General features: G+C 58.5%; 11 protein-coding genes. 6 read left to right on the top strand and 5 right to left on the bottom strand.

All coding sequences use genetic code 11. The annotated features are described in order from the left end of the window. Positions 1–3 precede the first annotated feature (3 nt). From ACR2TX_RS16525 to fae, 3 genes are all read left to right on the top strand, one after another. Positions 4–201, top strand: a complete 198-nt coding sequence (locus ACR2TX_RS16525; protein WP_077730199.1) for a YnbE family lipoprotein — start codon at positions 4–6, stop codon at positions 199–201. A gap of 18 nt (positions 202–219) precedes the next feature. Continuing rightward, a complete protein-coding gene (locus ACR2TX_RS16520) occupies positions 220–576 on the top strand; it encodes a YdbL family protein (RefSeq protein ID WP_205781147.1) in 357 nt (118 codons plus the stop codon). A 105-nt stretch (positions 577–681) separates the two neighbouring features. Then, positions 682–1,218, top strand: coding sequence for a formaldehyde-activating enzyme (gene fae, locus ACR2TX_RS16515; RefSeq protein ID WP_077730137.1), 537 nt, complete (start codon positions 682–684; stop codon positions 1,216–1,218). A gap of 732 nt (positions 1,219–1,950) precedes the next feature. Here the strand turns inward: fae and ACR2TX_RS16510 are convergent. Together ACR2TX_RS16510 and ACR2TX_RS16505 are read right to left on the bottom strand one after the other, a co-directional pair. After that, on the bottom strand, positions 1,951–3,156 hold the full coding sequence (locus ACR2TX_RS16510) for an exo-beta-N-acetylmuramidase NamZ family protein (protein ID WP_086135581.1): 1,206 nt from the start codon (positions 3,154–3,156) through the stop codon (positions 1,951–1,953). 22 nt (positions 3,157–3,178) lie between these two features. After that, entirely contained in the window at positions 3,179–3,730 is a 552-nt protein-coding gene (locus ACR2TX_RS16505) for a DOMON-like domain-containing protein (protein WP_434130183.1), read from the bottom strand. 297 nt (positions 3,731–4,027) lie between these two features. On the opposite strand from ACR2TX_RS16505, the gene ACR2TX_RS16500 reads away from it, so the two are divergent. The 3 genes from ACR2TX_RS16500 (at position 4,028) to ACR2TX_RS16490 (ending at position 9,832) form a co-directional block, all read left to right on the top strand. Then, complete coding sequence (locus ACR2TX_RS16500) at positions 4,028–5,173, top strand: PAS domain-containing sensor histidine kinase (protein WP_347257623.1); 1,146 nt, start codon at positions 4,028–4,030, stop codon at positions 5,171–5,173. Further along, positions 5,173–5,616, top strand: coding sequence for a response regulator (locus ACR2TX_RS16495; RefSeq protein ID WP_077730133.1), 444 nt, complete (start codon positions 5,173–5,175; stop codon positions 5,614–5,616). Before ACR2TX_RS16500 ends, ACR2TX_RS16495 begins: the two co-directional genes overlap by 1 nt. A gap of 307 nt (positions 5,617–5,923) precedes the next feature. Continuing rightward, entirely contained in the window at positions 5,924–9,832 is a 3,909-nt protein-coding gene (locus tag ACR2TX_RS16490; RefSeq protein WP_133717303.1) for an EAL domain-containing protein, read from the top strand. An 83-nt stretch (positions 9,833–9,915) separates the two neighbouring features. Here ACR2TX_RS16490 and lnt read toward each other — a convergent pair whose 3' ends face one another. From lnt to ybeY, 3 genes are read right to left on the bottom strand one after another with little or no spacing between them, the layout of a single operon-like run. After that, on the bottom strand, positions 9,916–11,412 hold the full coding sequence (lnt, locus tag ACR2TX_RS16485; RefSeq protein WP_434130180.1) for an apolipoprotein N-acyltransferase: 1,497 nt from the start codon (positions 11,410–11,412) through the stop codon (positions 9,916–9,918). Between the two features lie 13 nt (positions 11,413–11,425). Then, positions 11,426–12,292: an HlyC/CorC family transporter gene (locus ACR2TX_RS16480; protein WP_077730130.1), complete on the bottom strand. Its 867-nt coding sequence runs from the start codon at positions 12,290–12,292 to the stop codon at positions 11,426–11,428. After that, on the bottom strand, positions 12,289–12,744 hold the full coding sequence (gene ybeY / locus ACR2TX_RS16475; protein WP_077730129.1) for an rRNA maturation RNase YbeY: 456 nt from the start codon (positions 12,742–12,744) through the stop codon (positions 12,289–12,291). The genes ACR2TX_RS16480 and ybeY overlap by 4 nt, the downstream gene beginning before the upstream one ends. Positions 12,745–12,754 lie beyond the last annotated feature (10 nt).

The following is a 12,754-nucleotide window of genomic DNA, read 5'->3' as shown; positions in this document are numbered from 1 at the left end:
ATGATGCGAGACACTTTTTTTGCAAAGGTCTCTTCTGTCGCCGTGATGGCGCTCTTGGCAGCATGTACCCCTCGAGTCGAGTTGGCTGCGCCGCAGGAGCCCATCACCATCAATCTCAACGTCAAGATCGATCACGAAGTCCGGGTCAAAGTCGAAAAAGACTTGGAAGAGATTCTCTCGAAAGAGAGCGGACTGTTCTGATTCGAACGAGGATTTGCCATGTCCAAATATTTTCCTTTGCGTGGGGTCATTGCTCCCTTATTGGCGTTGCTGCTAGGCATGGTCGGCTGGCCGTCGCAGAGTTGGGCGATCGGTCTCGACGAGGCGAAGAGGCAAGGTTTGGTGGGCGAACAGCCTAACGGTTATCTTGAGGCGGTCGTGCCCAATCCGCCCGCGGATGTCAGGGCTCTCATCGCGGATATCAACGCAAAGCGCCGCCAGAAATACGAACAGGTCGCCAAAACCAACGGCACCAGTTTAAATGTTGTCGAGACATTGGCCGGGAAAACGGCGATCGAGAAAACTCCGCCGGGTCAGTACGTCAGATCGCCATCGGGGCGCTGGATTAAGAAATAGAGTGACGACGGTCCGAAAATATTCCGGCGGCGTCGGGATCGCGCACACCTTCGGTTCCCTACCCCGGATATCGACTTTTTCAAAAAACAATTAAGGAGACAGACCATGTCCGACAAGATCATCTTCAAGACCGGCGAAGCCACCGTACTCGCCGCCGAGGGACAATATACCGACGCCATGCCGGAAATTCTGATCGGCGATGTGAACGGCCCGGTCGGACAAGCCTTCGCCAACATGATGGGGCAGACCGCGGGCCATACCCGCATGTTCGCGATCAGAGCCTGCAATCAGCAGGTGCGCCCGGCCACCCTGATGGTGCCGAAAGTCACCATGAAAAGCAGCGCTTACGTCAACCTGTTCGGCGGCGTGGTTCAGTCGGCCACGGCGGATGCCGTGCTGGATTGCGTGATCGAAGGCATCATTCCTCGCGATCAGGTCAATGACCTCTGCATCATCAGCCTGGTCTGGATCGATCCCGAGTGCGCCAAAGATCCCAATCTGGACGAAAAGGACCTGTACCGCACCAATTACGAGGCGACCAAGCTGGCCATCAAGCGAGCGCTCAACGACGAACCGTCGATCGACGAACTGATAGCCAACCGCCATACGATAAAGCACGATATGTACGATCCGGAAGCTTAGAGTCATTTGGCCGAATCGAAACAAAAACGCCGGCTTCCTGCCGGCATTTTTTTCTCTTCTAAGCGCGTTTCAGGAGCATTCAGCCGGCTTTCGTTTATTCAACCGTATATCACGCGATGCTCCGCGGCAAAGGCGGACGATTCGTCTTTTCTCACGATGAGGGCAGAGCCGTTTTCCAAAAACTCGCTGCCGATGGCGTTTCCTGTTTCGGCCGCTGGATTCACGTTTACTGCGGTTGGCGGTCGGTGAACATTCCCTCAACCTGCACATCTTGCTCGACAAACGGCTTCTGCCATGCAGCCTCGGACCCGTAAAAATCTTTGACGCGCTCTTCAAAAAAACGAGGCCAAAGGAGCCCTTTATCCGACCGGAAATGTTTCACAATAGTGATATCTGACCGGCTTCTCACACTAAAACAAGGCGTTAGATACGTAAAATTCCCTGACGCCGCAAACGGGAAAGCTGAGATGGAAATTGCATCATTTCCGTTACAAATAATGGGCCCACGGCATGAACCGCTCCCGTCAGCTCGTTTTGCTCTATCTCGCAAAGCTAGATGATACGGCGCCTGCGAGCTATCAATAAGAATTTACGTGCTATTGCCCGAGGTCCAAAAGCCGCAAAAACAAACATGTTACGGTAAAGAAACAAAGACTTGGACCGAGGACCATTTGAAACGTCGGCTGTTTTTGGCCGTATCCCCAAAACGGAAGAATACCGGCTGGAAACTGATCACCGATACAGCAGTACCTCTTCCCGCTCTTCCTGCCATGAGCGTTCATCCGGCAATGTCAGCGCATCGAGATCGCGCGGAGCGGCATCGGCGTCGTCCACCCATTGGCGCAGCAGTTCGCTACCGTTAATCAGATCGATGGCGAGACGATCGTATTCGTACTCGTAAGGAAAATCGCGCCAGAGATCGTAGTCCGGCCAGAGATTGCGAATCGCTTTGAATGCCAGTGCCTGCAGGCGCCAGGGCCGAAATCCTTGATGATCGTAGGCGCCGTCCTCGACGTGAATCTGCACGCCTTCGCATAGCTTTCCGGCATGCTTGTGGAACGTCGGTTCGAACCAGCAGACGCGCAGCCGACAGCCTTGCAGCCAGCCCGGAGCCAGCGCCCGCATCTCGGCGACGATCCGGTTCGCGTCCAGATCGGGCGCGCCGAAAAGTTCCAAGGGACGGGTGGTGCCGCGGCCCTCGGACAAGGTCGTGCCTTCCAGCATGACCGTGCCGGCGTAGCAGCGCGCCATCCATAGATTCGGCGCGTTAGGGCTGGGATTGATCCAGGTGCGTTCGCCCAGCGGCCAACCGTAGCCCGGCGCATTCGCCGGGTCCCAGCCTTCCATCGTCACCACGTGGTAATCCACGTCGAGGCGCAGGCTCTCCACGAACCAGCGGCCCAACTCGCCCAGCGTAAGTCCATGCCGCATGGGAAGCGCGCCGGCCCCCACGAAACTCTCCCAACCGGCTCGCAATCGCAGCCCCTCGATCGGACGGCCCGCCGGATTCGGCCGGTCCAGCACCCAGACTGTCTTGCCTTTCTTGGCCGCCTCCTCCAGTACGTATCGCAAAGTCGTGATGAAGGTATAAATTCGGCAGCCGAGATCCTGCAGATCGACCAGCAGCACGTCGAAGCTGTCCATCATGGCGTCGGTCGGGCGCCGGACTTCGCCGTATAGGCTGAAGACCGGAATGCCGTGCGCTGGATCGGTGTAATCCGGCGACTCGACCATATTGTCCTGCTTGTCGCCGCGCAGACCGTGCTGAGGTCCGAAAGCGGCCGCGAGCTTGATGCCGTCGAGCGCGGCCAGCGCGTCCAAGGAATGAACCAGATCGGCGGTGACGGAGGCTGGATGAGCGAGCAAGGCCACACGGCGGCCCCGGAGCGGCTTGCGAAGATCCGGGCTGTCGAGCAGCCGGTCGATGCCAAACTTCATCGATGTCTCCTTGTGGCAAATCTCAGTTGTTGCCGGCGGAATCGAGCCTGAGCGCGAAACCGTCCGGGTGATGGAAATCCGGCTGGCCCGGCGGGTGCTTGAACGCCCAATACGATAGCCTACCGTCCTGCTCTTCGATCACGGCAGACAATGCCAGGCTCAGGGTTGCGTTCTCGATCTCGGTCGATAGACCGTTCAGGTCGATCATTGCATTCAGCCCAAGCCGATAGGCATCGAGCGTCAGGGAAATTTTCGGAGGTGGGGCTTGTCTAACGACCGACATGCCGTCTCGATAAGACTCAAAATGATAGACGGCCCATTCGCTCGACGGCGCGAAATTGAATTCATAATACCCTTCGCGGTGCATCAGAAATGCCTCGAAGCAAGTATGCCGCCAAAGGCCGTCGGTGCGTCGTGCAACCCGAGGGCGCGGAATATGCAGACCCGCCACATCCCCTTCGACCGTATACTCGAGGGCGAGCACCCCATCCGATGTCTTCTGCACACGCACCGTGAAACGGCGGATGAGCTCGCAGGGCGTGGACGGGTGACTATTCAACGGAATCGTTTGCATGGGAGGATTATATCCCGAGCCGACCGGGAGCCCGTACAAACCGCGCCGATTGAAGGTCCATGGCTATCCAGTACCGGCTAACCGGATCGACGATTGTCACGGAGCGTATGCGGGTAATGACTTTTTTACACCTAAAAAGGGGATTTTTTCAGATGACAAACGGTCTACGAACCAATAGCGGAACCGAGTACTGAGAACAGCGTTCGTTCGCCGCCTTGGACAGCGGACGAAGTCCGACCAGGAACACCATTATCTGCTTGAGGCATGTCGTCACTAATCGAGTCCGATAACAATCCGATGACAACGGGCTGCCCGTCCGGCGCGATCACCGGAACCGAGAGCTTCCGGGAATTACTGGAAACGGCGCCGGACGCTATAGTCATCGTCGACCGCGGTGGCCGGATCGCATTCGTAAACTCGCAAACCGAGAAATTGTTCGGCTACGACCGCAGCGAACTGCTCGGCCGCAACGTCGATATTCTGATGCCCGATCGTTTCCGCGGCGAACAGGCCGGGCGCAGCAATCCTTTTTTGGACGAATCGGGGGTTCGGCCGATCGATGCCGCATTTGACCTACACGGCCTGCGCCGGGACGGCTCCGAGTTCCCGGCCGATATCGGGCTCAGCGCGCTCGAATCCGAAAACGGCATCCTCGTTATCGCCTCAATCCGAGACATCACGGAGCGCAAGCATTTTGACGAGTCCCTGCGCGAGAAGATTCTCGAATTGGAACGGGCCAATCTGGCCAAGGACCATTTTCTGGCCGGCATGTCCCATGAACTGCGCACGCCGCTCAATGCCATCATCGGCTTCACCGGCACCATGCTGATGAGGCTGCCGGGGCCTCTCACCGCGGCACAGGAAAAACAGCTCCGGATCATTCAGACCAGCGCCAAGCATCTGCTGTCGCTGATCAATGATTTGCTGGACCTCGCCAAGATCGAATCGGGCAAAGTCAAATCCAATCCGGAACCCTTTGTGTGCCAGGAGGCGATTCGGGAGGTCGCCGAAACCCTGCGTCCGATGGCGGAACAAAAAGGCCTCGGACTCGAGATCGAGCTTCCGCGGGACGACATCGTCATCGAAACCGATCGGCGCGCGTTCGTACAAATCCTAATCAATCTCGCGAACAACGCCGTCAAGTTCACCTCACAGGGCAAGATATCGATCGAGTTGAGCCGGCGCCATGAAAACGGCAACACGATGGTCGACGTCAGCGTGCTGGACACCGGCATCGGGATCAAACCGGAAGACCAAGCCAAGCTGTTTCGGGCGTTTACCCAAGTGAACGCCGCCGCCAACCGTCCCTCCGAAGGCACCGGACTGGGCTTGTACCTTTGCCAAAAGCTGGCTTCCCTAATCGGCGGACACATCGATGTACGGAGCGAATACGGTGCCGGCAGTACATTCACCCTAAGCTTGCCGTCAAAGACATCTGGCTGATGCCGGCGCGTATACTCCTCATCGAGGACAATCCCGACAGCATGGATCTAATGGCCTATCTGCTGGAAGCGTATGGGCATGTCACGCTTGCCGCCCGCGACGGCGAAGCGGGTGTGGAGATCGCCCGCCGGGAGCTGCCCGATCTTATTATTTGCGACATCCAGCTGCCCAAGCTGGACGGCTATGGCGTGATTCGGGAACTCAGACGCCGTACCGACCTCCGGAACATTCCCGTGGTGGCAGTTACCGCTTTCGCCATGGCAGGCGATTGCGACGCTCTGCTTGCTGCCGGGTTCGACGGCTATCTCTCCAAACCCATCGAGCCGGAGTCTTTCGTCGGGCAACTGGAACGTTTCTTGCCGAACTATTTGCGTTCCAACTCGCTGGGGTTCGATTTTGACCGACCTGAAGATGCCCAACATGAACGACCGGAGCATTCCTAGAGCGGCCAGAGCCGCGCCAGTCATTCTCATCGCCGCCTGGGCGCCTGGTGCCAAGGCACGGGAACTCATGCCGAGCCAGGGCGTCAACCGCTTGAAACCAATTAATCAGGCCCCTAAATACCCTCCTGGCGTTTACTGGCCATCGCCCGGGCCGGTACACGCCCGGCCTGGGCTCACGCGGCTTGTCGCCGCACCGGGGCGTCCTTGCCCCGAAATAACTCGGCCTACATTTATGGGCCGGGTTAATAAACCCATCGAACCGCTGACTTGCTGAAAATGATCGAGCATTGTCTGGACGGAGCCCGGTATGGCTAAGATTCTGATCGTTGACGACCGCCCCCTAAACCGAGAGTTTCTGGTAACGCTCCTCGGCTACGGCGGCCATCGCCTGCTCGAGGCTTCGGACGGCGCGGAAGCTCTGGACCTCGTCCGAGCCGAGCATCCCGATCTGGTTATCACCGATATCTTGATGCCGGCTATCGACGGATACGAACTGGTAAACCGTCTCCGCGCCGAACCGTCGCTCGCGGATACCCGCGTGATCTTTTACACCGCAACCTACCGCACGCCGGAAGCGCGAAGCTTGGCCGAGGCCTGCGGAGTGACCGCCGTGTTGGCCAAACCCTCCTCGCCCGAGGAAATTCTCGGCGTCGTACAAAACGTGCTCGGGCTGCCCGCGATAGAACCCGACCGTCTGCCCGAGACGGCGACTCAGCGCGGTACGGAGTCGCTCGGCGACATAACCGGCCAACTCACAGGCTACTTCTCCGATATCGAGACGATCCGCCAGTCGGTAGCGCGGATCATCGAGTCCGCACCGGCGGCAGTCGGAGAGCCCGAGTTACGCGACATTGCCGCACGCTTCTCGATGTCCCTGACTCGTCTGCAGGAGATCAGTCTCAGGCTCGCCACGCTCATCGAGTTGGGACTGGAACTTACCTCGGTCCGCGATCCGGAACGGCTGCTCGAGACCTTTTGCCGGGCAGCCCACGACGTCTGTGCCGCCCAATATGCCGTCGTCGGCTTGCTGGAGGAGGACGAGGTACACCTGTGCCGGGTCTACACTCGCGGCATGGAAGACCTAACGATAGATCTTTCGAACTCGTTGCCGCCCAAAAGCGGAATTTTGGCCCGTTTGCTGACCGAACGCCGTCCACTGCGCGTTGCCGGATTGAGCGGCGATCCCGAGGTCTTGGGTCTGCCCGCCGCACACCCGCCGGTCTATTCCCTCCTCGGTTTGCCGATTGCATCCTCGAGCCGACTCTATGGCTGGGTTTATGTCGCCAATAAGGTGGGAGCGGCGGAATTCGACGAAATCGATGAGGATATCGCCGCTACCGTAACGGCCCAGGTGGCGACCGCTTATGAAAATCTCGGATTCTACGACGAATTGCAGCGCCGGGCCGTGGCCTTGCAGCTCGAAATCACCGAACGTAAGCAGGCTCAGGAGTCGTTGCGCAAAACCTTGCGTGCGCGCGCCGTGATGGCCGAATGCAACCACGCGTTGATTCATGCCCGGGAGGAGCACGACCTGTTCGATCAGATGTGCCAAACCATGGTCGAAGCGGGCCACTATCCGATGGCTTGGATCGGCGTGGTCCGCGACGAAGAACACAGAACGCTGGTCCCGGTCGCCCACGCAGGTTGCGAAGTCGGGTGCCTTCAAGAATGGCGATTCACCAAGATGGACACGGACAGCTGTTGCACGCCCGTCGGCAGGGCGATCCGCAGCGGAAGAACGGTTGTCGTGCCGGACCTGGCGATCATTCGGGAATGGCCCGGTTGGCGGGAAAACGTTCTCTCGCGGGGCTATCGCTCCGTCATCGCCCTCCCCCTCAAAACCGACTCCCATACATTTGGCGCCTTAAGCATTTACGACAACGTGCCGGGCGCGTTCGGTCCCGATGAACAGGCCCTGATGGAAGAGCTGGCGGACGATATCGCATACGGCATAGCCAACCTCCGAACCCAAGCAGCCCGCGATCGCGCGGAACGGCGTCTGACGACGCAATACGAAGTAGCCCGGATTTTGGCCGAGTCGGCAACGGTAGCGGAAGCGAGCCCAAAGATTCTGCAAGTGATTTGCGAGACTCTGAACTGGGATGTGGATGTGGGGGCGCTATGGGTGGTGGACGACAGGGCGAAAGTGGCGCGCTGCGCGGGCCTCTGGCGCAGGGACGGTTCCGATACCGAGGAATTCGCAGCGTCCAGCCGGTCGATGAGTTTTGCGCCCGGAGCAGGACTGCCGGGACGCATCTGGATGTCCGCAAAGTCCATCTGGATTGCGGATCTCTCACGGGACCCCAGCTTCTTGCGAGCCTCACTCGCCGGAAATGCCGGGCTCCGCGCCGCATTCGGCTTTCCGATACGCTTCGAGGGCCGGGTGCTCGGAGCCATCGAGTTTTTCAGCCGGGAAATCCGCAAACCCAAGGAAGATTTGATGAACATGTTCACCGCGATCGGCAGCCAAATCGGCCTGTTCGTGGAACGTAAACGTACCGAGGAAGAACTCAAGATTTCCGAAGAAAAACTGAGCAGCATCCTCGGCTCGATAGACAATATCGTTTGGTCTCTCTCGCCGACGACCGGCGAAACGCTTTACGTCAACGCCGCGGCGGAGAAAGTTTGGGGCCGGCCCGTCGCTGACTTCATGAAGAACAAGGACCTCTGGCTGCAAAGCGTCCATCCCGATGACCGGGAGCGGATGCAGAAAACCCTGGGAGAGCTATTGGAGACGGGTACGTTGACCGCGGAATACCGTATTCTGCGTCCGGACGGCGAAATACGCTGGCTGGAAGACCGGGTCAAGGTCATTTACGACAAGGCCGGAAACCCTATGCGTCTCGACGGCGTCGCAAGTGACATTACCGAGCGAAAGAAATATGAGGCCAGCATCGAGTACCTGGCGACCCACGATGCCCTGACTCATTTACCCAACCGCACCCTGCTCGCCGACCGCCTGTCCCAGGCGCTGGCCCATGCCAAGCGCACCGAGCGGCCTTTAGCCTTGCTGTTTCTCGATCTGGACCGGTTCAAGGATGTCAACGATAGCTTCGGCCACGCGCTCGGCGACGCCTTGCTACAGGCCGTCGCCGAGCGTCTCCAGGCGTCCGTCCGCGAGGGCGATACGGTAGCCAGGCAAGGCGGCGACGAATTCCTCATCTTGCTCTCGGATCTCGAAAGAATGGAAGACATCGAGTTCGTAGCCGTCAAGATCTTGCGGGCTATCGCCAAACCTTTCCTGATCGAGGGACGCGAACTGTTCATGAGCGGCAGCATCGGAGCGAGCGTTTATCCCGCCGACGGCGAAGACATGGAGACGCTGCTCAAGCATGCGGACACGGCGATGTACCGAACCAAGGAGGAAGGCGGCAGCGGTTTCAGGCTTTATGCCCGCGAAATGAGCCAGCGCGCGATCGAACGCATCAAAATGGAAAGCGCGTTGCGGCGGGCTTTGGAACAGCAGCAATTCGAGCTCTTTTATCAGCCCAAGGTCGAACTCAGGGGCGGAAGGATCATCGGCTCGGAAGCGCTGATCCGGTGGCGCCATCCGGACTTAGGCTTGGTGTTGCCTTCCCGGTTTATCCCCATGGCCGAGGAAACCGGTTTAATCCACGCGATCGGCTCTTGGGCTCTGAAAACCGCATGTTTGCAGAGCAAAGCCTGGCAGGATGCGGGACTGTCGCCGTTCGACGTCGCCGTCAATCTTTCGGCTAAGCAATTGAAACGCGGAAATCTCGTCAAACTGGTCAACCAGACGCTACGGGAAACCGGACTGGAAGGCCGCTATCTGGAACTGGAATTGACCGAAACCATGGTCATGCACGATCCCGAGCGTTTCATTCCGATTTTGGAGGAATTGAAAGAGTTGGGCGTAAAGCTTTCGGTGGACGATTTCGGAACGGGCTATTCCAGCCTGAGTTATCTCAAGCGGCTACCGTTCGACCGGCTGAAAATAGACCAGTCCTTCGTCCGCGACATCGCAACCGACACCAATGACGCCGTGATCGTGCAGACCGTCATCTCGCTGGGCCACACCCTTGGTCTCAAGGTCATCGCGGAGGGCGTGGAAACCCTGGAACAATTGACTTTCCTCTGCCGGCACAGGTGCGACGACATGCAGGGTTATTATTCGAGCCGTCCGGTCACGGCGGAGCAATTCGGCCGTCTGCTGCGCGAGAACCGAAGGCTGCCATTGCCGTCGATCGCGGCGTAGGGCGTCATGGGATAGGCGCGGATCAACAAGCCTTTGCCGACGAACGCCTAACCAACCCGTGATGTCGGGAAAGGATTCCCGACCTACTCGGCTGACGAATCCGTCTGTAGGATGCGCCGACGACGCCAAGCGGCGAAACTCAAGCCCGTTACCAGAACCACGACGACCGGCCAGTCGCCCCACCGCGCGTAAGGCGTGCTGCCGTCGATGGGCGTGATCGTCCCGGTCACCTGAGTACGCTGAAACAAAGGCGCGGCGACATCGATTTTGCCCTTAGGGCTGATAATCGCGGTTATACCGGTGTTGGTGGCGCGCAGCATGTAACGTCCGGTTTCGAGCGCCCTCATCCGTGCCATCTGCACATGTTGGTGGGGTGCGATAGAGTCGCCGAACCAGGCGTCGTTCGTAACGTTCACGAGATACGCCGCCTGAGGTAGAACGGCCAGCGACTCCTGGCCGAAGATGTCCTCATAGCAGATCGAGGCTGCCAGAGGATGCCCCGCAGCGACCAGAGCCGCTTGGCCGCCGTTTCCGCTGGCGAAATCGGACAGAGGAATTTCCAGAATGTCCAGTATGAAACCCAGCACCGGCCGCAGCGGCAGATATTCTCCGAAAGGTACCAAATGCCGTTTGAAATAGATCCCCGGCGTTTCCCCCAGCGCAACGACCGCATTGAAATAGCGGTCTTGGGTTTGATCGTAAAACGGTACGCCGATCAGGAGATCGGTACCCCGCGCCGCCGCTTCCGTCTCCAGATCGGCAAGAAAGGTCTCCTTGACCTGATGGTAAAACGCCGGAATGGCGGTTTCCGGCCAAACGACTAGCCGCGAACCCCACGATTTCCGCGTCATCTCGGTGTACATTTGCAGCGTTTCCCGCTGGAATTCGGGCTGCCATTTCATGTCTTGAGGCACGTTACCCTGGAGCAAGGTCACCTTGAACGGCTCACCCGCAGGCTGCGTCCAGGAAACGCCGCTCAGCACCCTACCCATGCCGAGCACTAAGACGATCGCAACGGCTATGAGGGTCCGCGGTTTGCGCGCCGAGTGAAATGCCGCGAGGACTCCTCCCGCCACGAAGGCCACCACCCAGCCGATACCGTAGACCCCGAGGACGGGGCCGTAGGCGGCCAACGGGGTGTCGATTTGGCTGTAGCCGACTTGCAGCCACGGAAACCCTGTCAGGAACCAGCCTCGTACCCATTCCCCCAAAATCCAAACGGCCGGGAAAACGATGAGCGATTGATAGATCCGGCTTCCGATGAAAAAGCGACGCGAAAGCCAACCTGCCAGTGCCGGATAAAGCGCCAGGAAGGCCGTGAACACGAAGGTCAGCGCTGCGGCCTCCAGCGGACTGGCGCCGCCGTAATCGTGCATGCTGACGTAAACCCAGGAAACGCCCAGGCCGAATTGTCCCAAGCCGAATAGATAGCCGCGCAAAAACGCCCTCCCCGGCGAGACGTTCAGCCAGCTTGCGAACAAGAGAAATAAGCCGATGACGGCAAGAATGGGATAGTCGAACGGGGCAAACGCCAGCGGCAACAATAGACCGCCGATCAGAGCCAGGATGTCGTAAAACACGGTCAGAATCTTATCAATCCACGCGAGCGCTAGTCTCGGATTGACTTTCGGGCTGGGGCAGAAGGATCAGCTTCAGTAAGTGCACGCGGCGACTGTCGGCCCGCAGCACGATGAAGCGGAAGCGATCGATCTCCACTTTCTCGCCCCTCTTGGGGACATGGCCGAGTTGGTGAACGATCAGCCCCCCGATGGTATCGAATTCATCGTCGTTGAAGTCGACGTAAAAGTAATCGTTGAACTCGTCGATCGGCGTCAGAGCCTTCAACGTATATTCGCGATCGTTCTTCCTGAAAATGTATTCCTCTTCGCCGAAATCGTGCTCGTCCTCGATCTCTCCGACGATCTGTTCCAAGACGTCCTCGATCGTCACCAAACCGGCCGCAGCGCCGTACTCGTCGACCACGATAGCCATGTGACTGCGGGTCGTACGGAATTCTTTGAGCAGCACGTTGAGTCGTTTGCTTTCCGGGACGAATTGGGCGGGACGCATGATTTCCTTTACCCGCTTCGTCTTGTCCTTGAGGCTGTGAATCAAAAGGTCCTTCACCAGGAGAATGCCGACCACTTCGGTACGATCCTCTCCAATGACGGGATAGCGGGAATGGGCGGACTCGGCCACCAACGGAAATATCGTCTCCAGTTCCGCATCCTGCGAAACCACGACCATTTGGGCTCTGGGAATCATGATGTCACGGACCTTGAGTTCCGAGACTTGCATGACCCCTTCGATCATCGAAAGCGCTTCCAGCTCGATCAGATTCCGCTTCTGAGCAGCGCGCAACAATTCCAATAAATCCTCGCGGTCCTCGGGCTCACCCGTGAAGAAAAGGCCTAGTCGTTCGAGCCAACTTCGATGCTCGCCCGTTTGCTCCTCGTTCATGACGTGATGATCTCCTCATAGGGATTGGGAAATCCTAGATCATTGAGAATAGCGATCTCTTCCGCCTCCATGACGGCGGCGTCGCTTTCCGAGATGTGATCATAACCTTGCAGGTGCAGCACACCGTGCACCACCATATGCGCCCAGTGGGCTTCGAGTGTTTTGCCTTGCTCGCGCGCTTCGCGCTCGACGACGGCGGCACAGATGACGAGATCGCCCAGCAACTGATTGGGAACGCCTTCCGGCACTTCAAAAGGAAAACTGAGAATATTCGTCGGTCCGGCCTTGTGCCGGTAATGCTCGTTCAATTCGGCGCTTTCCGTCTCGTCCACAATCCGTATGACTAACTCGGCATCCTCCCGTTTCGCCGCCGCGCTCGCCCAGTGCAGAAATTTTCCGTCTTCCGGGACCCACTGCCGCACTGTGGCGTGCTGGACTTCGACGCTTATCATCCTAGAAACG

The sequence above is a fragment of the Methylocaldum sp. GT1BB genome, assembly GCF_051027545.1.
In the GTDB taxonomy this organism is placed as follows: Bacteria; Pseudomonadota; Gammaproteobacteria; order Methylococcales; family Methylococcaceae; genus Methylocaldum.
This window is presented reverse-complemented; position numbering and strand designations above follow the sequence as displayed.

Coding starts and splice junctions, on each gene's coding strand:
- ACR2TX_RS16525 (WP_077730199.1), top strand. CDS start 4: ATGCGAGACACTTTTTTTGCAAAGGTCTCTTCTGTCGCCGTGATGGCG.
- ACR2TX_RS16520 (WP_205781147.1), top strand. CDS start 220: ATGTCCAAATATTTTCCTTTGCGTGGGGTCATTGCTCCCTTATTGGCG.
- fae (WP_077730137.1), top strand. CDS start 682: ATGTCCGACAAGATCATCTTCAAGACCGGCGAAGCCACCGTACTCGCC.
- ACR2TX_RS16510 (WP_086135581.1), bottom strand. CDS start 3,156: ATGAAGTTTGGCATCGACCGGCTGCTCGACAGCCCGGATCTTCGCAAG.
- ACR2TX_RS16505 (WP_434130183.1), bottom strand. CDS start 3,730: ATGCAAACGATTCCGTTGAATAGTCACCCGTCCACGCCCTGCGAGCTC.
- ACR2TX_RS16500 (WP_347257623.1), top strand. CDS start 4,028: ATGACAACGGGCTGCCCGTCCGGCGCGATCACCGGAACCGAGAGCTTC.
- ACR2TX_RS16495 (WP_077730133.1), top strand. CDS start 5,173: ATGCCGGCGCGTATACTCCTCATCGAGGACAATCCCGACAGCATGGAT.
- ACR2TX_RS16490 (WP_133717303.1), top strand. CDS start 5,924: ATGGCTAAGATTCTGATCGTTGACGACCGCCCCCTAAACCGAGAGTTT.
- ACR2TX_RS16480 (WP_077730130.1), bottom strand. CDS start 12,292: ATGAACGAGGAGCAAACGGGCGAGCATCGAAGTTGGCTCGAACGACTA.
- ybeY (WP_077730129.1), bottom strand. CDS start 12,744: ATGATAAGCGTCGAAGTCCAGCACGCCACAGTGCGGCAGTGGGTCCCG.